Origin of the sequence: Rivihabitans pingtungensis (genome assembly GCF_003201855.1) — a bacterium.
Lineage (GTDB): Bacteria > Pseudomonadota > Gammaproteobacteria > Burkholderiales > Aquaspirillaceae > Rivihabitans > Rivihabitans pingtungensis.
The window spans coordinates 48910-70012 of the sequence record NZ_QJKI01000016.1; the positions used below are offsets into that span (position 1 = coordinate 48910).

Here is a 21103-nt window from a genome sequence, read left to right on the forward strand (position 1 = left end):
TAGGCTATTGATTTGCGACAAATCTGCAGCAAGCCAGGTATGACGGGCAAAAAATGGCGAAAAGCTCAGGAAAATAGCGGATCAGGCAAGCGTCATCCGGCCATGCGCCTGAGCGCATATCCGCTCAGGCAATGTGCACGCGGTTTTTACCGGCCAGTTTGGCGCGATACATCGCCTGGTCGGCGCGTTCGATGGTGTCCACTTCGTCTTCGCCCAGCTTCCACACGGTGACGCCAGCGCTGAAGGTGATGACTAATCGGTCCTGGTCGGCCATGAAATAGGCGCGGGTGAGCTGGCGTTGCAGGCGCTCGGTCAGTTGGGCAGCGGCTTCGGCGGCGGTGGCCGGCAGCAAGAGCACAAACTCTTCACCGCCCAGACGGGCGACGATGTCGTTGGGGCGCAAGTTGGCGCTGATGGTGTCCACCAGATGCTTGAGCACCTGATCACCAGTCAGGTGGCCATAGTGGTCGTTGAGCTGCTTGAAGTTGTCCACGTCCAGCAGCACCATGGACAAAGGCTGGCCGCTTTGCGCCGAGCGGTCTTTCTCTCGGGCAAACATTTCGTCCAGACCACGGCGGTTGTAGGCGCCTGTGAGCTGGTCTTCCTTGACCTGCATGCTGGCTTCATCCAGCGCGGCTTCCAGCTCGCGGATGCGCTGGGTGGCAGCGTCCACTTCGACGCGGGCGGCTTCCAGCTCGCCCCGACTGTTGGCCAGGCTGGTTTGCACCGACTTGGTGTCGGCCATCAGCGTGTCGATCACTTCCGACAGGGCAATGACATTGTCGGCCGCCTGGATTTTCTGCGCGTAATCACCGATTTTCTGCTGGAACTGGCTGGTATCGTCGGTCATCACCGACAGGCGCGCGACAAAGGTGTTGACCATCTCGCGCATGGCCTGGGTGGCAGCATCCAAGCTGTGCTTGATCACGCCTTGCTTGTAGATCACGTCCTTGAGGCTGGCTTCCACGGCGTAGATGTCGCGCACATTCAAGGGTTGCTGGGCCAACACGGTTTCGATGGCGCTGATCTGGCCGATCAGCGATTGATCCTGACCAGAAAGCTCACGCAGATTGTGCAGCAGCAGGCTGAGCAGCGAAGCCAGGCCATTGACGATGCGGCCGTCGTGCTGCAATTGCAGATCGGTCTTGATCCAGACTTTTTTCAGCTGGCGCGAGAACACCTCCAGCGCCTGCTCGTTGTCGATGCCCGGCAAGGCCAGCAAGGGTTCTTCAATGCTTTCACGCAGTTCCGGATAAGGGGTCAGCCAAGGCACCACACCGTAGCGCAGCGCTTCGTCCAGCACCACTTTCCAGGCGCGGCTGAGCGGCTCGTCCATCTTGCTGACCGGCTGGCCGTGGATCTGATTGATCTGGGTCATCTGCGGTGCAGCAGAGGCAGACGCCGCAGTGCCCGGCGCTGCCGGCGGCGGCAGCGCTTCGTCAAACTGAAAACCGGCCAGGCTCAGCGCCGACGGCGGTGATGCCTGGCTGGCGGCCAGCGGCAAGGCCCAGTTGGTCAGCAGATTGCTGAGCTTTTCGTAAAACAGGGTGGGCTGGTAGCCATAATTGGCCACCACGCGCTCCAGCGCTTCTTTTTTCATGGCGCTGGACAAGCCCGGTTGGCGCAAATCCCATTGCTTGATCAGGTTGAGCACCAGTTCGCCCCAACGTTGGCCAACGGTTTGTTGCTCCACCTGCAGGGTGAGGTGTTGTTGCAGCATGGCCGGAATGCCCGACCAATCCTGTTCGAAGATAGCCTGTTTGAGGCGGTTGATGCGAATCTGCCCGGCCGCATCGCTGCCAGGCTGCAATTCATCCAGAAACTGCCCCAATGCCGCCACCAGCGGGTGCACTGGCCGGCTGGATGCGGGCAACAGCTGTCCGGCTACTTCAGCGTAAGCACGCTCGTAGTTCTCCGGAGTCGGCAGCTGCCTGCGCGCGGTTAACCGCTTGAGCGCCTGGCGAGCAATTTCAATGGAAGGATCAGGCGACGACATCGCGCGCTCGAGAGTCACACATGCGGGCAGTGTAATCCTGTCCGCCAGTCTTGTTAAGGCACCATACACCGACGCGCTGGCACATCATGGCGTTTTCACGGTGCGGAAGGCTTGGCCGCAGCCGGGGCGGCGGCGGGGCGAGGCTCCAGCAACTGGAAAAACACCTCGCCGCGCTTGATCATGCCCAGTTCGCTGCGCGCGCGCTCCTCGATGGCCGAGGAGCCCTGCTTGAGGTCGCTGACTTCCGCCGCCAGCGCCAGATTGCGGTCAACCAGCTTTTCATTGCTGGTGCGCAGAGTGGTGAGCTGGCTGTCCAGCTGCCACACGCGCAACCAGCTGCCCTTGCCCAGCCACAATGACCATTGCAGCAGCAAGAGCAGCACCAGCAGAAAAAGCGTCAACGCGCGCATGCGACCCGGATTACTTCAGGTGGTAAAACGCAGCGCGGCCGGGGTACACGGCAGCTTCGCCGAGTTCTTCCTCGATGCGCAGCAGCTGGTTGTACTTGGCCATGCGGTCAGAACGCGACAGCGAGCCGGTCTTGATCTGCATGCAGTTGGTGGCCACCGCCAGGTCGGCGATGGTGCTGTCTTCGGTTTCGCCCGAGCGGTGGCTCATCACGCTGGTGTAGCCCGAGCGCTTGGCCAGTTCCACGGCTTGCAGGGTTTCGGTCAGCGAGCCGATCTGGTTGATTTTCACCAAGAGGCTGTTGCAGATGCCGGCCTTGATGCCTTCGGACAGGATTTTCGGGTTGGTGACGAACACATCGTCGCCCACCAGCTGCACGCGGTCGCCCAGCTTGTCGGTCAGGATCTTCCAGCCGGCCCAGTCGTGCTCGCTCATGCCGTCTTCGATCGAGATGATCGGGTAGTTGTCGCACAGGGTGGCCAGGTAGTTGGCGAATTCTTCGCTGGACAGCGCCAGGCCTTCGCCCTTCAGGTGGTACTTGCCGTCTTTGTAGAATTCGCTGGAGGCGCAGTCCAGGGCGATCAGCACATCGTCGCCAGCCACATAGCCGGCCTTGTCGATGGCTTGCAGAATCAGCTTGATGGCGTCTTCGTTCTTGGCCAGGTTCGGGGCAAAGCCGCCTTCGTCGCCCACGGCGGTGGAGTGGCCTTGCTCGGCGCAGATTTTTTTCAGGGTGTGGAAGATTTCCGCCCCGCAGCGCAGCGCTTCGCGGAAGGTTTTGGCGCCCACAGGGATGATCATGAATTCCTGGATGTCCAGGCTGTTGTTGGCGTGCGCGCCGCCGTTGATCACGTTCATCATCGGCACCGGCATCGACATCTGGCCAGCGCCGCCCAGGTAGCGGTACAGCGGCAGGCCGGCGTCTTCGGCGGCGGCGCGGGCCACGGCCATGGACACGGCCAGGATGGCGTTGGCGCCCAGGCGGCTCTTGCTGTCGGTGCCGTCCAGTTGCAGCAGGGTCTTGTCGATGAAGGTCTGATCGGTGGCGTCCAGGCCGATGATCGCTTCGCAGATTTCGGTGTTGATGTTTTCAACGGCCTTGAGCACGCCCTTGCCCAGGTAGCGGCCCTTGTCGCCATCGCGCAGTTCCAGGGCTTCTTTTTCGCCGGTGGAGGCGCCGGACGGCACGGCGGCGCGGCCCATCACGCCGGATTCCAGCAGCACGTCGGCTTCCACCGTCGGGTTGCCACGCGAATCCAGAATCTCGCGCGCGACGACATCAATAATCGAACTCATGGTTTTCCCCAATGCAGCAATGCAAGTACGTGATCAAAAACAATGCCCGGGCGCAGCGTCAGGCCGGCCCGCAGGCAAACGGATAGCGCCGCGCCCGCAAGTGGACGCGGCGGATTATAACGATTGTTCCGCCAAAGGCGAGGATTTTACCAAGTCGTCCAGCGACTTGAGCGTGGCCAAGAGCTCGCGCATGCGCGGCAGCGGCCAGGCGTTGGGGCCGTCAGACAGCGCCTGGGCCGGGTCTGGATGGGTTTCCATAAACAGCCCGGCCACGCCTGCGGCCACGGCCGCACGCGCCAGCACCGGCACAAACTCGCGCTGACCGCCCGAAGCCGTGCCCTGGCCGCCAGGCAGTTGCACCGAGTGGGTGGCGTCAAACACCACCGGGCAGCCGGTGTCGCGCATGATGGCCAGGCTGCGCATGTCCGACACCAGGTTGTTGTAGCCAAACGAAACGCCGCGCTCGCACACCATGATGTGCTGGCCATCGCTGCCGGCTTCAATCGCCGCTTCGCGCGCCTTGTCCACCACGTTTTTCATGTCGCCGGGGGCCAGAAACTGGCCCTTTTTGATGTTCACCGGGATGCCAGCGGTGGCCACGGCGCGGATGAAATCGGTTTGCCGACACAAGAACGCTGGCGTTTGCAGCACGTCCACCACGCTGGCGACGGTGGGGATTTCTTCCGTGGTGTGCACGTCGGTGAGCACCGGCACGCCAATCTGGCGCTTGACCTCGGCCAGAATGCGCAGGCCTTCGTCCATGCCCAGGCCACGGAAGGACTTGCCGGAACTGCGGTTGGCCTTGTCATAGCTGGATTTGTAGATAAACGGCATGCCCACGGCCTGGGCAATTTCTTTGAGCTGGCCGGCGGTGTCCAGCGCCATTTGCTCGCTTTCGATGACACAGGGGCCGGCAATCAGAAACAGCGGGCGATGCAGCCCGACTTCAAACCCGCACAGATGCATGAACGGCTTCTCCAGAAAACAGCCGACGGGGCATATGCCCCGTCGTCAGGTCGAACAGCTTAGCCGCGGGCGGCTTGATGGGCGATGGCGGCCTCGATATAGGCCTTGAACAGCGGATGGCCATCACGCGGGGTGGAGGTGAATTCCGGGTGGAACTGGCAGGCGAAGAACCACGGATGGTTCGGCAGCTCGATGGTTTCCACCAGCTGCTCATGGCCGCTGGAGCGGCCGCTGATCTTCAGCCCGGCGGCTTCCAGACGCGGTACGTAGTAGTTGTTGACTTCGTAACGGTGACGATGACGCTCGACGATCTGGGTGGCGCCGTACACGCGCGCCGCCAGCGAACCCGGCTCCAGGTCGCACTGCTGGCCGCCCAGGCGCATGGTGCCGCCCAGGTTGGAGTTTTCGTCGCGCTTTTCGATCTTGCCGTCGTGGTTCACCCATTCGTCGATCAGCGCCACCACCGGGAAGTCGGTTTCCAGGTCGAATTCGGTGGAGTTGGCGCCTGCCATGCCGGCCACGTCGCGGGCGTATTCGATCAGCGCGATCTGCATGCCCAGGCAAATGCCCATGTAGGGGATGTTGCGCTCGCGGGCAAATTTCACCGCCAGAATCTTGCCTTCCACGCCGCGTTTGCCAAAGCCGCCCGGCACCAGGATGGCGTCCATGCCAGCCAGCGAGGCGGCGCCGTCGCGCTCGATCTCTTCCGAGTCGATGTAGTGGATATTGACCTTGCTGCGGGTGTGGATGCCGGCGTGGTTCAGCGCTTCGGACAAGGATTTGTACGATTCGGTGAGGTCCACATACTTGCCGACCATGGCGATGTTCACTTCGCGCTGCGGATGCTCGATGGCGTCGACAATGCCGTCCCACACCGACAGATCAGCCGGCGGCAGGGTGAGGTGCAGGTGTTCGGCGATGATGTCGTCGATGCCTTGCTCGTGCAGCTGGGCCGGAATCTTGTAGATGCTGCTGGCGTCGTAACAGCCGATCACGGCGTTTTCTTCGACATTGCAGAACAGGGCAATCTTGCGGCGCTCGTCGTCCGGCAGCGGGCGATCCATGCGGCACAGCAGAATGTCCGGCTGGATGCCGATTTCGCGCAGTTCCTTCACCGAGTGCTGGGTCGGCTTGGTCTTGATTTCGCCAGCGGTGTGGATGAACGGCACGTAGGACAGATGCACGTACAGGGTGTTCTTGCGGCCCAGGTTGGAGCGCACCTGGCGGATGGCTTCCAGGAAGGGCAGCGATTCGATGTCGCCCACCGTGCCGCCGATTTCGACAATCGCCACGTCAGCATCACCCGCGCCGGCATACAGCTTGGCCTTGATTTCGTCGGTGATGTGCGGAATCACCTGCACGGTGCCGCCCAGGTAGTCGCCACGGCGCTCTTTGGTGATCACCGATTCGTATACCTGGCCGGTGGTGAAGTTGTTGCTTTTCTTCATCTTGGCCTTGATGAAGCGCTCATAGTGGCCAAGGTCGAGGTCGGTTTCGGCGCCGTCTTCGGTGACGAACACCTCGCCATGCTGGAACGGGCTCATGGTGCCCGGATCGACGTTGATGTACGGATCGAGCTTGAGCATGGTCACGGTAAGACCGCGAGATTCCAGAATTGCTGCGATGGATGCAGCAGCAATGCCTTTACCCAGCGAGGACACAACCCCGCCGGTCACGAAAATGTATTGAGTCATGGGAATGCTGGCCTGAACGAATCCGGAATTTTATCGTGAAATCCCTCGCGCGCCAAATGCTTGGCGGTATCGAGCCCTCGGCGACCCCATCAGATGACCTCTGGCGGCCACACGCACGCAACACTTGAGCAGCCGCCTGATTTTATGATATAAAGCGTGTTTTTACTGGTTTCTGGGAGTAACTCAAATGGCGCGAGTTTGCAAAGTCACCGGCAAGCGTCCGATGACCGGGAACAATGTTTCCCACGCCAACAACAAGACCAAACGTCGTTTCTTGCCGAATCTGCAATATCGCCGTTTCTGGGTCGAAAGTGAAAACCGCTGGGTGCGCCTGCGCGTGTCCAACGCTGCCCTGCGCACCATTGACAAGGTTGGCATCGACGTTGTGCTCGCCGATCTGCGTGCACGCGGCGAACTGTAATCTGTCCACCGCGACCGTCACTGAATTAAAGGCTAATCACCATGCGCGACAAGATCAAACTGGAATCGACCGCCGGCACCGGTCACTTCTACACCACCACCAAGAACAAGCGGACCATGCCCGGCAAGATGGAAATCAAAAAGTTCGACCCGGTTGCCCGCAAGCACGTGATCTACAAGGAAACCAAGCTGAAGTAATTCAGCCCCGGTTGCCCGTGCTGCTAAAAAGCCCTGATGCATTGCGTCAGGGCTTTTGTTTTTTGCCGCCAGCATTTGCCTGCGGCGGCGCAATGCCGCTACAATGCCGCCACTCACTGGGGGAGTAGCCGGCCTGTCGCCAGACAGGCGCCCGCGTCAACACACTTGCCGAACCCGGCATGGCGCGCGACATCCACGGATGCGGCAAGACCCATGACCTGCGCTCGCTGCCTTAAGGGGGCCGCGGCGACACAGGTCATGGCGCGTCTGGCCCCCTGGATATTTTCATCATGGAAGCTTTCCTGTTCTCCACCGGCTTTGTCGCCCTGGCCGAAATCGGCGACAAGACCCAACTGCTTGCCCTCTTGCTCGCCGCCCGCTTCAAACGCCCGATCCCCATCATTGCCGGCATTTTTGTCGCCACCGTGCTCAACCACGCCCTCGCGGGCAGCCTGGGCAGCTGGCTGACCGCGCTCGTGCCGGCAGACATCATGCGCTGGGTGCTGGGCGGCTCGTTTCTTGCCATGGCGGTGTGGTTGCTGATCCCGGATTCCATCGACGACGAAGACACCCGACTGCAAGACAAATTGGGCGTGTTCGCCGCCACGACCATTGCCTTCTTTTTGGCAGAAATGGGCGACAAGACGCAAATCGCCACCGTGGCGCTGGCCGCACGCTTTGACAGCCTCGTTGGCGTGGTGATGGGCACCACAGCAGGCATGATGCTGGCCAATGTGCCGGCCGTGCTGCTGGGCGAAGCCGCTGCCAAACGCATTCCGGTGAAATGGGTGCACGGCTGTGCGGCCCTGCTGTTTGCCGTGTTGGGCGTGGTCGTGCTGAGCGGGGTGCAACTGGGTTTTATGGGCTAAGAAGCACTCACACAATGTGCCTGGCGTTGTGGCATGACCTTGCCGCACGACTTGTACCGTCTGCGGTCACACGCCAGGCCAGGATGACTTCGCTGCATTTTGTGGGCGACGCGGGGTCAGGCGCCCGCGCGCATCAAGCCAGCCGGGCACCAGACTGCAGCGCCCGGATCAATTCAGGCAGCCTTGACCAAGGGATCCTGCCCATCTGGCAGGGCCGCGCACACCTGGTTACGACCATGCTGCTTGGCGTAATACATACGGTGATCGGCCAGCTCAACCAGCATGCGCCAGTCGTCCAGCGCATCACCCAAACGCTCGGCAACACCAATGCTGGCAGTCACCGGAGCGCCTTCCGGCCGCGCACCCAGCCCATGTTCGCGCAGCCGCGCCAGTGCTTGCACGGCTTGCTCCAGATCGGTATTGGGCATGATCAGCAAAAATTCTTCGCCCCCCCAACGGGTAAGCATATCGCCACGGCGCAAACACGCCTGAATATTGCGGGTCATGGCAATCAGCACCTTGTCCCCAGCCTCATGGCCATAGTGGTCGTTGATGCTCTTGAAGTGGTCCAGATCGACAAACGCCACCGCCAGCGGCGCACCACTGCGGCTGGCCAGAATGAATTGCAGCTCCAGCATTTCTTCACCGCTGCTACGTGAAAACACCCCGGTCAGCGGGTCGCGGGTGGCCTGACGCACCAGGGCAATCATAAAGGCCAGCTGGCTCATGCCGGCCAGCGCCGACACCCCGGTAATCAATACCAGCAGCCAGAAAGTGCCAATAAAAGCCGGCAAGTCCAGATGCGGCCAGCGCAAGCCGGCCACCACAATCTGGGCAATCAGGATCGGGCTGGCCAGAATCAGGTTTTCAATCAGCGTCAGCGGAAAAATCGCCAGGCCAGCCAGCAACACAAATGGCAGAAAGGCATACCCAGAACTGACCGCAGCCGACAGCCCGGCCAGCTCATGCGCCCCCATCAGGTTGTATGACGCCACATAAAACAAAGTAGGAATCAGAAACAGCAAAGCCATGGCCCGATAGGCATCCAGCAGATTGCCACGCGGCTGGTAAAACAGCACCAGACTGGCAAAGGCAGCACTGGCCAGCACACGCATCAGCGCCAATTGCCACCACAAGGGCGACGCAAAAACCAGAAAATCCACCACGATCCACATCGGGGTGAGCACGGCAAACAAAAAGGCAAACAGGCGCACCCGATTGACAATCATGGTTGCGCGCCGGTTAGCCAGCAGGGAAAGATGCTGGAAAGGCGTTGCCAGCCATGGCAATTCCGCCTTTTTCAGCTCACCGGGCATCAGCCCGGTCAGGCGCTGCCATACGATTTCAGCCAACGGTTTCATCAGAATTCCCGCTCCAGGTAAAAACAGTCTGTCAATCCACATAGCACTCGGCATGCCCATCATCAACCTGGGCCGCTGGCTGCCCGCAGCGGGCTGTTGTGGGCTGCTTGCGCGCCCTGCACGCTAAGTGAATCCGGGCAAAACGGCAAGTGCCAGCTGGCCCGGGTTTGATCTGATCCCATCCCGTGCAGGATTGCCCCACTACCCATACAGGATTGCCCCACCTACGACTCAGGATTGCCTCACCTCCCCCAGCCAATGCACGCATGGCGCGGATGATCCGCCACACATACTGCAACGCAGCATACCCCACACAGGGTGCAATATCCTTGACACGTCAGGTAAAAAACCACGCCTTTCAAGTCCCCGACAAATAAAATGCTGCCCGGCAATATACTTACGTAAATCCACGTAAGTAATATTACTTATATTAGAATAGTTGTTATGAATTTTCTTTCGTGACATGATGCTTTTGCATCACGACAAAGCTTTAAAATAAACCCTGTCAAAATATTTTAATAGAAATAAGCAAAAAGCATGAACAGGCAAGCGGACTCTGTGATGTGCCCCCTTGGAGCCACCTGCTGAGTGGCAATGAGCATCCCGACAAAAGAGGTTCAACCATGTTGATGATAGACGCGCAAAAACGCTTGGCCCATCCAGTAATCGACGACCTGTGTCGCTTGATCACCCAGCACCGCTGGGAAGCACGCTTCGAGCAGGCGTTTGCCAAAGTGGCGGATTACCAGATTGCCGGCTTTCCGCGCATTGTCACGCTGACCGATTACTTCACCTGGCTGGTGGAGCTACTGGAGTGGGTACCCTGCGAAAACAGCCAGGGTCGGGAAATCTACAATCGCATCTGTGAATTTTATTTTGTGCTGGACCAGCCATCGCTGCGTGAGTTGCAAAACCCGCAACTGCCCGCCACCCCGAATGCCCCACTGACGCCGCTATCGAGCTGGATGGTGGATTTTGCCCGCGCCTGGGGCAGCTTTCTGGATACGCCGGAGTCGCTGACCGCCGACTCCTTACGCAGTTTTTACGCGGCGCCAGCCTACAATATGGGCGAATACATCACCGCACCGGGCGGCTGGAAGAGTTTCAACCAGTTTTTTGCCCGCCACACCAAACCAGGCTACCGCCCGGTCGCCGCCCCGCAGGATGACCATATCCTGGTTTCACCGGCTGACTCTACCTTCGTGGGAGCCTGGGCCATCGGCGCCGACTCCCATATCACCGTCAAGAGCCTGCGCTGGTCGCTGGATGAATTACTGGCCGACAGCCCCTATCGGGACCGCTTTCGCAGCGGCCTGTTCATGCACAGCTTTTTGAACACCACGGACTATCACCGCCTGCACACGCCAGTGTCCGGCCGCGTGCTGGAATCGCGGGTGATCCATGGCCAGGTGTATCTGGAAGTCAACGCCCAGCCCAAGGAGACAGAAGGCGACGCGCATGAACTGGTGCGCGAGCGGGTGCTGCACGCCGAAGACGGCACCGGCTATCAGTTCTCGCAAGCACGCGGCCTGCTGGTGCTGGACAGCCCGGTGGGCTTGGTCGCAGTACTGCCAGTGGGCATGTGTCAGGTGTCGTCGGTGGTCATGACCGCCGACGTGGGGGTCAAGCTGCGCAAGGGCGAAGAATTTGCCTATTTCCAGTTTGGCGGCTCGGATGTGGTGATGCTGTTTGAATCCAGCGTCAATGCCGGCCTGATCATGCAGCCAGGCGTGCACTACAAACAGGGCAGTTGGATCGGCCATGCCTTTCCCGGCTGACAATGACATAAAACACCCTGACGCAACTTCATGCCATATGCAATAATGTGCCGTTTGAAGATACATGCCAGCCTGGATTGATTCTTCGCGCGTATGGCATGCCACACTATGCCGTCCATGCGCCAGGCTGAGCGCCCCATGGTATGCCATGTGTCGCATTAATGCGACACATGGCATACCGTTTATCACCCCATAACAAGAACATGAAAATATCCTGAAAATGTCCTTGAACGGTTCCAGCCATGACCCTCTTTGCTCATTCGATACGCAACCGGATCACCTTTCTGGCGGTGTGCATTGCCGCCTGCATCTTTGTCCTGTCCATGCTGGTCAGCACCCTGGACAGCCGTGATAACGCACTGAAAGGCGCACAGGATAACGCCCGCCTGCTCGCCGAACGCGAAGCCGCGCGGCTGGAAGGCGAGCTCAAGCGCGCTTTTGCCAGTGCCCGCACCCTGGCGCACACGCTGCAAGGCATGAAAGCTGCCGGCACGCCGCCCAGCCGCGAACAGATCGACCACGCCATGCGTGAAATGCTCCAGCAGACACCGGATGTGCTGGCTTACGGCTCGCTGTGGGAACCCAACGCTCTGGACGGTCGCGACAGCGAATATGCGGGCCGTGCCCCCAGCCACGACAAAACCGGCCGCTACCTGCCGTACTGGAACCGGGCCTCCGGCCAGATTGCCGTAGAACCGCTGGTGGACTACGACAAACCCGGAGCCAATGACTGGTACGTGGTGCCACAGAAAACCCTGCAGGACATTTTTACCGACCCTTACCCCTACAAGGTAGCCGGCCGCGAAGTATGGGTGGCCACGGTTTCCACCCCGGTGCTGGTCAGCGGCAAGTTTGCCGGTATTGTTGCGCTGGATTACCCGCTGGAAGGCCTGCAAAAATCGCTGGCCAATGTCCGCCCGTTTGCTTCCGGCTATGCAGCCCTGGTGTCCAATGGTGGTTTTTACGCCAGCCACCCCAACGACAAGCTGCTGGGCAAAAAGGCCGACACCCTGTCGCCGCAGGCACTGGAAGCGATTGCCCAGGGCAAACCCTATCAGTTTGAGGCTGCCGGTCAGATGTATGTATTTGCCCCGCTCCACCTGGGCAACGGCGCCGCCCCCTGGTCGATGATGGTCAGCTTTCCGATGGCAGCGGTGTTGGCCGACGGCAATCAACTGGTGATCAAGATGGCCATCATCGGCCTGATTGGCGTAGCGGTGATGACGCTGGTGCTGACCCTGGGCATCCGCAAGATGATTCGCCCGCTGGAAAAACTCACCCTCACCGTCAGCGAGCTGGAAGGTGACCTCACCGTACGCCTGCCAGTCAGTCGCAAGGACGAAATCGGCCAGATCGCCCAGGCGTTCAATGTCTTCATGGGTCGCCTGCAGCCGGTGGTGCGCGATATTCGCACCCACAGCGAATCGGTGGATCAAACCGGCCGTGCGCTGGCCGAGCTGACGCAAACCATTGCCGACCGCTCGCACCAGCAAAGCCAGGCCTCGCAATCCACCGCCAGCGCCATGGAAGAAATCGCCACCGGCATCAGCCATGTGGCCAACTCCGCCCATCAGGCCGGCGTGGAGGCCGAAGCCACCGAAGACTTTATCGATGACGCCACCGCCAGCATCCAGGGCATGGCCAAGGACATCCGCGCGGTGAATGCCACCATCGGCGAAGTCAAAACCCGTGTGTCGCAGCTGGACGTCAACGCCCGCGAAATCGACCGCATCGCCCAGGCCATTCAGGATATTGCCGAGCAAACCAACCTCCTGGCCTTGAACGCCGCCATCGAAGCGGCCCGCGCCGGTGAACAGGGCCGCGGCTTTGCCGTGGTGGCGGATGAGGTGCGCAAGCTGGCTGAACGCACCACGCAGGCCACGCTGGAAATCGGCAAGCTGCTGCAAACCATCCAGAAAGAAACCGGCCTGGTGGTCGATGTGGTTGAACACGCCGCCAACAGCACCGATGCCGGCGCGACCCGTTCGGATGAAACCGTCAAACTGATCGACATGATTCACCAGCGCGTGCAAAGCATGGCGGCGCAAACCAGCGCCATCGCCCAGGCCAGCGCCCAGCAGGCGCAGGCCTGCAACGAAGTGGCCATGCACGTGGAAACCATCAGCGCCGCCGCGCAGGAGAATGATCAGGCGGTGTCTGAGGCAGAAGTCTCGGTGCGCAGCATGTGCCAGAAAGTCACCCAGTTGGGCGACAAAGTGCGCATGTTCAAGGTATAAACGCACACCATCTGACGGGATGCCCATCAGTACACGGGGCGGACATTGTCCGCCCCGTATCATTTTGCCCTCCTGCCTTTGCCCGCCAGGCTAGGTCATTTTGTCCAGCCCGCCGCCAAAATGACCCCCCATTCTGACTGCCCCCCTTGGCGTTACACGCCAAATCCATGATCTTCATGGGGTTTCTTCCATGGCACAGCTCTTGCCTATGGCCCAGCCGCTTTGGAGGGACGCCCCCCACGCCGAATCTTGGCCAACACGTCCCTCCCGATCCCCCGCAACGGCCGCCTCGCATGCGCGCCGTTGAGCTAAAACCAGGAGGAGATATATGGATCACCATCACCATGCCGCTGCTGGCGTCTCAGTCAGCCGACGGCAGTTTTTCAAAATCTCGGCCGCCGGCATGAGCGCCACCAGCCTGGCCGTCATGGGCATGGCCCCTAGCACAGCACAAGCCGAAGTGCGCCAGTACAAACTCAGCCGCGCCACCGAAGTGCGCAACACCTGTACCTATTGCTCGGTGGGCTGTGGCTTGCTGATGTACAGCCTGGGCGACGGCGCCAAGAACGCCAAGCAGGAAATCATCCACATCGAAGGCGATCCGGATCACCCGGTCAGCCGTGGCTCGCTGTGCCCCAAGGGTGCCGGCCTGCTGGACTTTGTACACAGCCCGGGCCGACTGAAATACCCGGAAGTGCGCGAAGCCGGCAGCGACCAATGGAAGCGCATCAGCTGGCACGAAGCCGTCGAGCGCATCGCCAAGCACATGAAGGCCGACCGCGACGCGAATTTCATCGACAAGAACGCCGACGGCGTGCCAGTCAACCGCTGGTTGTCCACCGGCATGCTGACGGCCTCGGCCTCGTCCAACGAAACCGGCATCCTCACGCAAAAATTCATGCGCTCGCTGGGCATTATCGCCACCGATGCGCAGGCGCGTGTCTGTCACGGCCCGACCGTGGCGGCACTGGCCTCCACCTTTGGTCGTGGCGCCATGACCAACAGCTGGGTGGACATCAAGAACGCCGACTTCATTCTGGTGATGGGCGGCAACGCCGCCGAGGCGCACCCGGTGGGCTTCAAGTGGGCGATCGAGGCAAAAAAACAACGCGGCGCCAAGCTGATCGTGGTCGATCCACGCTTTAACCGCACCGCCGCCGTGGCCGACCAATACGTGCCGATCCGCGCCGGCTCGGACATTGTGTTTCTGGGTGGCATCATCAACTGGCTGATTGCCAACGACAAAATTCACTGGGATTATGTCAAGGCGTATACCAACGCCAGCCTGATCGTCAAAGAAGAATACGGATTCGACGAGGGCTTGTTCTCGGGCTTTGACGCGGAGAAAAGCAAATACGACCGCGCCAGCTGGAACTACGAGCTGGACGCCAACGGCGCCGCCAAGCGTGACCCCAGCCTGGAACATCCACGCTGCGTGTGGAACCTGATGAAGGCCCACTTCGCCCGCTACACCCCGGAATTGGTCAGCAGCCTGACGGGCAGCCCGAAAGAAGGCTTTCTGGCGGTGTGTCAGCACCTGGGCGAAACCGCCGCACCGAACAAAGTCGGCACCATTCTGTACGCGCTGGGCTGGACGCAGCACACGGTGGGCGCACAAAACATCCGCACCATGGCGATGATCCAGCTCTTGCTGGGCAATATCGGCATGCCCGGCGGCGGCGTTAACGCACTGCGCGGCCACTCCAATATCCAGGGCTTGTCCGACCTGGGCCTGCTGTCCACCTCGCTGCCGGGCTACCTGACCCTGCCCAACGAAACCCAGCACCCGACCCTGGCCGACTACCTGGCCAAGAACACGCCAAAAACCCTGCTGGATGGCCAGTTCAACTACTGGAGCAACACGCCCAAGTTCTTTGTCAGCCTGATGAAGTGGTTCTGGGGCGACAAGGCCACCGCCGACAACAATTGGGGCTACGACTGGCTGCCCAAGTGGGACAAGCTCTACGACGTGCTGCACATGGTCGAGCTGATGCACCAGGGCAAGATGAACGGCTTTATCGTACAGGGCTTTAACCCGCTGGCCTCCTTCCCGGACGCCAATAAGGTGCGCGAGGCGTTCAGCAAGCTCAAATACATGGTGGTCATCGACCCGATCACCACCGAGACGTCCAGCTTTTGGCAAAACCACGGCGAATCCAACCCCGCCGACCCGGCCAAGATCCAGACCGAAGTCTTCCGTCTGCCGTCCACCTGTTTTGCCGAAGAAGACGGCTCGATTGTCAACTCCAGCCGCTGGTTGCAATGGCACTTCAAGGGAGCCGATGCGCCGGGCGAGGCCAAGAGTGACCAGGAAATCATCGGCGAGCTGTTTGTTGCCCTGCGCGAGCTGTACAAAAAAGACGCCGGCAAGGGTGCCGAGCCGATTCTGAACCTGTCCTGGCCGTACCGCGACCCGAAAAACCCGACGCCGGAAGAACTGGCCAAGGAAATGAACGGCCGCGCGCTGGCCGATTTGTTCGACCCGAAAGACCCGACCAAGCAACTGGCCAAAAAAGGCGAGCAACTGCCCGGCTTTGCCCTGCTGCGCGACGACGGCAGCACCATGAGCGCCTGCTGGATTTTCTCGGGCTGCTGGACGCAAGCCGGCAACCAGATGTCCCGCCGCGACAATACCGATGTCGGCCTGGGCAACACCCCCGGCTGGGCGTGGGCCTGGCCGGCCAACCGCCGCATTCTGTACAACCGCGCCTCGTGCACGCCAGAAGGCAAGCCGTGGGATCCGAGCCGCAAGCTGATTGCCTGGAATGGCGAAAAGTGGGCCGGCATCGACGTGCCCGACTTCAAGGCCGACGCCGGCCCGGATACTGGCATGAACCCGTTCATCATGAACCCTGAAGGCGTGGGCCGCCTGTTCGCCGTGGACAAACTGGCGGACGGTCCCTTCCCCGAGCACTACGAGCCGATGGAAAGCCCGATTGGCACCAACCCGCTGCACCCGAAAGTGGTCAGCAGCCCGGCGGTGCGCATCTTCAAGGGCGACCGCGAACGCCTGGGCACGCACAAAGAGTTTCCGTATGTGGGCACCACCTACCGGCTGACCGAGCACTTCCAGTTCTGGACCAAATCGGTGCGGCTGAACGCCATCGCCCAACCCGAGCAGTTCGTCGAAATCAGCGAACAACTGGCCAAGGAAAAGGGCATCGCCCAGGGCGACTGGGTGAAGGTCAGCTCCAAGCGCGGCTTCATCAAGGCCAAGGCGGTGGTGACCAAGCGCATGAAGCCGCTGGCCATCAATCAGCAGACTGTGCACCAGATCGGCATTCCGCTGCACTGGGGCTGGGAAGGCGTGGCGAAAAAGGGCTTCTTGACCAATGTCCTGCCGCCGTTCGTGGGTGACTGCAATACGCAAACGCCTGAATATAAATCGTTCCTGGTGAACATCGAAAAGGCATGAGGCGCGCATAACCATGGCTCTGCAATCTCTTGATATTCTGCGCCGCTCGGCCACCCCGACCGCCACCCCGCAAGCGCGAACCCCGGTGGAAGTGGCCAAGCTGATTGACGTGTCCACCTGCATCGGCTGCAAGGCCTGTCAGGTGGCCTGCTCCGAATGGAACGACATCCGCGAGGAAGTCGGCTCCTGCGTCGGCGTCTACGACAACCCGGTAGACCTCACCGCCCAGGCCTGGACGGTGATGCGCTTTGCCGAAACCGAAGAAAACGGCAAGCTGGAATGGCTGATCCGCAAGGACGGCTGCATGCACTGCGCCGACCCCGGCTGCCTGAAAGCCTGTCCGTCACCAGGCGCCATCATTCAGTACAAAAACGGCATTGTCGATTTCCACCAGGAAAACTGCATCGGCTGCGGCTACTGCGTGGCCGGCTGCCCGTTCAATGTGCCGCGCCTGAGCCCGGCCGACAACAAGGCCTATAAGTGCAGCCTGTGCTCCGACCGCGTGGCGGTGGGCCAGGAACCGGCCTGCGTGAAAACCTGCCCGACCGGGGCGATTCAGTTCGGCAGCAAAGAGGACATGAAAGAAGTCGCCTCCGTGCGCATCGCCGACCTGAAAAACCGAGGTTACCAAAACGCCGGCCTGTACGACCCGGAAGGCGTGGGCGGCACCCATGTGATGTATGTGCTGCACCACGCCGACAAGCCCGAGTTGTACAGCAATCTGCCGAAAGACCCGGCCATCAGCGCCACGGTCAGCCTGTGGAAAGGCCTGCTCAAGCCGCTGGCCACCCTGGGCATTGCCGCCGCCGGCCTGTTTGGCTTCTTCCACTACATCACCGTCGGCCCCAACCGCCCGGATGAAGACCACGAGGAGACCCGCAAGTGAAAGAGCAACTGATCCAACGCTACTCCGCCCCGGAGCGCATCAATCACTGGGTGGTCGCCGTGTGCTTTGTGCTGCTGGCGATTTCTGGCCTGGCCTTCTTTTACCCGGCGTTCTTCTGGCTGACCGGCGTGTTTGGCACGCCGCAGCTGGCGCGCATTGTCCACCCGTTTGTCGGCGTGGTGATGTTCCTGGCCTTTGCCCGACAGTTCTTCCGCTACTGGCATCACAACCTGATCACGCCCGAGGACGTGAAATGGATGAAGTCGGTCAAAGAAGTGATGAAGGGCAACGAAGTCGGCGACATCGGCAAGTACAACGGCGGGCAAAAAGGCATGTTCTGGCTGATGTGCGCCTGCATGGCGGTGCTGCTGGTGTCCGGCCTGATTGCCTGGCGGCAGTACTTTGCCGGGTATTTCCCGATTCCGGTGGTGCGCCTGGCCTTGCTGGCGCACGCCAGCGCCGCCGTGGCGCTGATTGCCGGCATCATCGTCCACGTCTACGCCGCGCTGTGGGTGAAAGGCACCATCCGCGCCATGGTGGAAGGCGTGGTCACCCATGCCTGGGCAAAAAAACACCATCCGCGCTGGTATCGTGAAATGACCGGCAAAAAGTCCTGATCCACCCCCGTCCGGCTGGCCTTGCGCCCGCCGGACGGGCGGGAGCCCGACATGCAACGCGAATTTTTTGCTTCTCCAGACACCCATCCGCAAACCGCCGCCCATGTGCCGGTGCGCCGCCTGTGCGCCGATGGCTGGCAACGCGACGCGGTGGATGTGCTGGTGGAAGAAACCCCGGTGGCGCTGGTGTACAACGGCATCTCCCACGCGGTGATGCTGGCCACCCCCAGCGAGCTGGACGACCTGGCGCTGGGCTTCAGCCTGAGCGAAGGCATTGTGCAAGACCCGTCCGAAGTGTACGCACTGGACTATGAACATGGCCCGGATGGCGTCAGCGTCCATCTGGACATCGCCAGCCGGCGCTTTCATGCGCTGAAAGAACGCCGCCGCGCGCTGGCCGGGCGCACCGGCTGCGGCCTGTGCGGCGTGGACAGCCTGGATGGCGTGGCGCGCTGCCACAGCCAGGTGGCGCGCGGCGCGCCGCTGCTGGCCTCGGCCATCTTTGCCGCCGTCAAACAGCTGGACCGCCACCAGCCGCTGCGCCAGAGCACCGGCGCCGCGCACGCCGCCGCCTGGGTGAATCTGGCCGGCGACATCGAGCTGGCGCGCGAAGACGTTGGCCGCCACAATGCGCTGGATAAACTGATTGGCGCCCGCGCCAAGGCCGGCGCCGACAACCGCGACGGCTTTGCCCTGGTGTCCAGCCGCGCCAGCTACGAAATGGTGCAAAAATCCGCCTTGGCCGGCATCGGCGCGCTGGCGGCGATGTCCGCCCCCACCGCGCTGGCGGTGCGCCTGGCGGAAGAAACCGGCGTCAGCCTGGTGGGCTTTGCCCGTCAGCACAGCCTGGTGGTGTACGCTGGCGGCGAATATGTCCACATGGATATCGACCCAAGCTGAACGCCGCGCCCTCCCCTTCACCGATATTACGCGCCTGCCCTGGCGGCAGGCGCGCCTGATTCTGGAAAACCCCCATGTCTGTTGATCTGCTCAACGCCGCCGAACCGGACGCCACCCTGGCGCCAGACGCCGCTGTATTCGCCACCCGCGCCGCGCGCTTTACCCAACTGGCCAATGGCCACGCGCTGGGCCCGTGGCTGGCGTTTTTGGGCCAGCTCAGCCTGGCGCAATCCCAGCTGAGCCAACTGCCGTCGGCGCCGCCGGTGGCCGCCCAACAACCCGTATGGCCAGCCGAAGCGCGCACCCTGCCGGCCGAGTGGCCGCAAACGCTGCACCAACTGGGCGCCCTGCTCAGCCAGGACGCGCCGCCGCCAGTGCGCGCCGCCATTGAGGCGCTGGCCAGCGCCAGCCCGGCGCAGCTGCATGCGCTGGCCGAACAGGTGCTGGCGGATGCGCGCGGCCAGGGCGGCGCGCCCAGCGCCAGCGACGCCGCCGAGCGCCTGCTGGTGGCCGCCGCGCTGCAAGCCTGCTGGACGCACTGGGCGCGCCAAACCCCGATCAAGCTTGCCGCCAGCGCCAGCCACTGCCCCTGCTGTGGCGGCGCGCCAGTCGCCAGCGTGATCCAGATCGGCGCCCGGCTGGGCAAGCTGCGCTACCTGAGCTGCACGCTGTGCAACACCCGCTGGTACGCCGTGCGTGCGCGCTGCACTGCCTGTGATTCAGACGGCAAGATTCACTACCATCAGCTGGAAGACGGCCCGGCCGGCGTGCGCGCGGAAACCTGCGACGCCTGTCAGAGCTATCTGAAAATTCTGTTCCTGGAGCAAGACCCGGCGCTGGACCCGGTAGCCGACGACCTGGCCAGCCTGGCGCTGGATGTGGCGCTGGGCGAAGCCGGCCACCCGCGCAATGGGCCGAATCTGTTTTTGCTGAACAGCAAGGCCTGAACCCGCCAGCCCAGACCGGACAAGGTGGGAGTGAAGATGAGATGACAAGAATCGGAGTGTTTTTTCCCGGCCAGCGGGCTACAGTCGGTCAAGCTTGACCCACAGCTTGATGAAAGAACCCCCATGGCCGAGAACTCACTTCCTTCCCCCTGCGCAAGCAACCCAATCACCCGCGCCTGCCGGCTGCTGGAGCACGCCGAGCCCACGCCCAGCCTGAGCGAGTTGGCGCAGGCGGTGGGCAAGAGCGTCAGCCAGTTGCATCGCCTGTTCAAGGCGCAGCTGGGGCTGACGCCACGGCAATATGCCTTGGCGCAACGCGCGGCGCGGCTGCGCGCGCAGTTGCCCACCGCGCGCACGGTGACCGAGGCCATGCATGAGGCTGGGTTTGCGTCCAGCGGGCGTTTTTATGCCCACACCGACGCCATGCTGGGCATGACGCCAGGCCGCTATCGGGCGGGCGGCGCGCATGAGCAGCTGCGCGTGGCGGTGGCGCAAACCCCCTTGGGCGCCTTGCTGGTGGCGTCCAGCGCGCGCGGCATCGCCGCCATGGCGCTGGGCGACGACCCAGAAACGCTGCTGCGCGATCTACAAGACCGCTTTCCGCGCGCCGAGCTGTTGGCGGGCGACGCGGACTACGAAGCCTTGGTGGCGCAGGTGGTCGGCTGGATGGCGCGCCCCGGCGCTGATCTGGGCTTGCCGCTGGATATTCGCGGCACGGCTTTTCAGCAGCGAGTGTGGCAGGCGCTACGCGACATTCCCAGCGGACACACCGTCAGCTACCGTGAGTTGGCCGCGCGCATTGGCGCGCCGCGCGCGGTGCGCGCAGTGGCCAGCGCCTGCGCCGCCAACCCACTGGCGGTGGTGATTCCCTGCCATCGGGTGGTGCGCAGCAATGGTGAGCTGGCCGGCTACGCCTGGGGCATCGAGCGCAAGCGCGCCTTGCTGGCGCAGGAGGCGGCGGCGAGCGCGCCGGGTGAGGGCGACACACCCGCCTGATCCTGCTATCGCCCACCCACGGAGGCAGGTCTGCTCCGTATTCCTACGCATGTTGCGTGACCGGCCCGCGCTGGCGCACTAAAATAACGACATGCCTGTGTTTTTCTGTCTATTCCCCA

17 protein-coding genes and 1 riboswitch are annotated in these 21103 nt (G+C 61.9%); of the genes, 11 read left to right on the forward strand and 6 right to left on the reverse strand.

The window, feature by feature from the left end:
* Positions 1-124: 124 nt before the first annotated feature.
* The 5 genes from DFR34_RS11670 to pyrG all read right to left on the reverse strand — a co-directional run bounded on the left by DFR34_RS11670 (position 125) and on the right by pyrG (position 6360).
* Positions 125-1996: a GGDEF domain-containing protein gene (locus DFR34_RS11670; protein ID WP_110391336.1), complete on the reverse strand. Its 1872-nt coding sequence runs from the start codon at positions 1994-1996 to the stop codon at positions 125-127.
* Between the two features lie 95 nt (positions 1997-2091).
* A complete protein-coding gene (ftsB, locus tag DFR34_RS11675; protein WP_110391337.1) occupies positions 2092-2406 on the reverse strand; it encodes a cell division protein FtsB in 315 nt (104 codons plus the stop codon).
* A gap of 10 nt (positions 2407-2416) precedes the next feature.
* The gene (gene eno, locus DFR34_RS11680) at positions 2417-3700 is read right to left on the reverse strand and encodes a phosphopyruvate hydratase (protein WP_110391338.1); all 1284 of its coding nucleotides are present in this window, start codon (positions 3698-3700) and stop codon (positions 2417-2419) included.
* Positions 3701-3814: 114 nt separating this feature from the next.
* On the reverse strand, positions 3815-4666 hold the full coding sequence (gene kdsA / locus DFR34_RS11685; RefSeq protein WP_110391339.1) for a 3-deoxy-8-phosphooctulonate synthase: 852 nt from the start codon (positions 4664-4666) through the stop codon (positions 3815-3817).
* 59 nt (positions 4667-4725) lie between these two features.
* The gene (pyrG, locus tag DFR34_RS11690; protein WP_110391340.1) at positions 4726-6360 is read right to left on the reverse strand and encodes a CTP synthase; all 1635 of its coding nucleotides are present in this window, start codon (positions 6358-6360) and stop codon (positions 4726-4728) included.
* 187 nt (positions 6361-6547) lie between these two features.
* Between pyrG and rpmB the strand changes: the two genes are divergently transcribed.
* From rpmB to DFR34_RS11705, 3 genes are all read left to right on the forward strand, one after another.
* Entirely contained in the window at positions 6548-6781 is a 234-nt protein-coding gene (gene rpmB / locus DFR34_RS11695; protein WP_110391341.1) for a 50S ribosomal protein L28, read from the forward strand.
* 41 nt (positions 6782-6822) lie between these two features.
* Positions 6823-6978 carry a 50S ribosomal protein L33 gene (rpmG, locus tag DFR34_RS11700; RefSeq protein WP_097115224.1) on the forward strand — a complete coding sequence of 52 codons (156 nt, stop codon included), beginning with the start codon at positions 6823-6825 and terminating at the stop codon, positions 6976-6978.
* A gap of 106 nt (positions 6979-7084) precedes the next feature.
* A riboswitch (yybP-ykoY riboswitch) is annotated at positions 7085-7263 on the forward strand.
* A gap of 5 nt (positions 7264-7268) precedes the next feature.
* A complete protein-coding gene (locus DFR34_RS11705) occupies positions 7269-7847 on the forward strand; it encodes a TMEM165/GDT1 family protein (protein ID WP_110391342.1) in 579 nt (192 codons plus the stop codon).
* Positions 7848-8020: 173 nt separating this feature from the next.
* Here the strand turns inward: DFR34_RS11705 and DFR34_RS11710 are convergent, their stop codons facing one another.
* Positions 8021-9208, reverse strand: a complete 1188-nt coding sequence (locus DFR34_RS11710; protein ID WP_211309386.1) for a GGDEF domain-containing protein — start codon at positions 9206-9208, stop codon at positions 8021-8023.
* Positions 9209-9831: 623 nt separating this feature from the next.
* On the opposite strand from DFR34_RS11710, the gene DFR34_RS11715 reads away from it, so the two are divergent.
* The 8 genes from DFR34_RS11715 (at position 9832) to DFR34_RS11750 (ending at position 20984) form a co-directional block, all read left to right on the forward strand.
* On the forward strand, positions 9832-10986 hold the full coding sequence (locus tag DFR34_RS11715) for a phosphatidylserine decarboxylase (RefSeq protein WP_211309387.1): 1155 nt from the start codon (positions 9832-9834) through the stop codon (positions 10984-10986).
* A 242-nt stretch (positions 10987-11228) separates the two neighbouring features.
* A complete protein-coding gene (locus tag DFR34_RS11720) occupies positions 11229-13223 on the forward strand; it encodes a methyl-accepting chemotaxis protein (RefSeq protein ID WP_110391343.1) in 1995 nt (664 codons plus the stop codon).
* 328 nt (positions 13224-13551) lie between these two features.
* Positions 13552-16638, forward strand: a complete 3087-nt coding sequence (fdnG, locus tag DFR34_RS11725) for a formate dehydrogenase-N subunit alpha (protein WP_110391344.1) — start codon at positions 13552-13554, stop codon at positions 16636-16638.
* Between the two features lie 13 nt (positions 16639-16651).
* Complete coding sequence (fdxH, locus tag DFR34_RS11730; protein WP_110391345.1) at positions 16652-17524, forward strand: formate dehydrogenase subunit beta; 873 nt, start codon at positions 16652-16654, stop codon at positions 17522-17524.
* Positions 17521-18141 carry a formate dehydrogenase subunit gamma gene (locus tag DFR34_RS11735; protein WP_110391346.1) on the forward strand — a complete coding sequence of 207 codons (621 nt, stop codon included), beginning with the start codon at positions 17521-17523 and terminating at the stop codon, positions 18139-18141. Before fdxH ends, DFR34_RS11735 begins: the two co-directional genes overlap by 4 nt.
* Positions 18142-18192: 51 nt before the next feature.
* Positions 18193-19041: a formate dehydrogenase accessory sulfurtransferase FdhD gene (gene fdhD / locus DFR34_RS11740; protein WP_110391347.1), complete on the forward strand. Its 849-nt coding sequence runs from the start codon at positions 18193-18195 to the stop codon at positions 19039-19041.
* Positions 19042-19115: 74 nt separating this feature from the next.
* Positions 19116-19988: a formate dehydrogenase accessory protein FdhE gene (gene fdhE, locus DFR34_RS11745; protein ID WP_110391348.1), complete on the forward strand. Its 873-nt coding sequence runs from the start codon at positions 19116-19118 to the stop codon at positions 19986-19988.
* 123 nt (positions 19989-20111) lie between these two features.
* Positions 20112-20984, forward strand: coding sequence for a methylated-DNA--[protein]-cysteine S-methyltransferase (locus tag DFR34_RS11750; protein ID WP_110391349.1), 873 nt, complete (start codon positions 20112-20114; stop codon positions 20982-20984).
* Positions 20985-21103 lie beyond the last annotated feature (119 nt).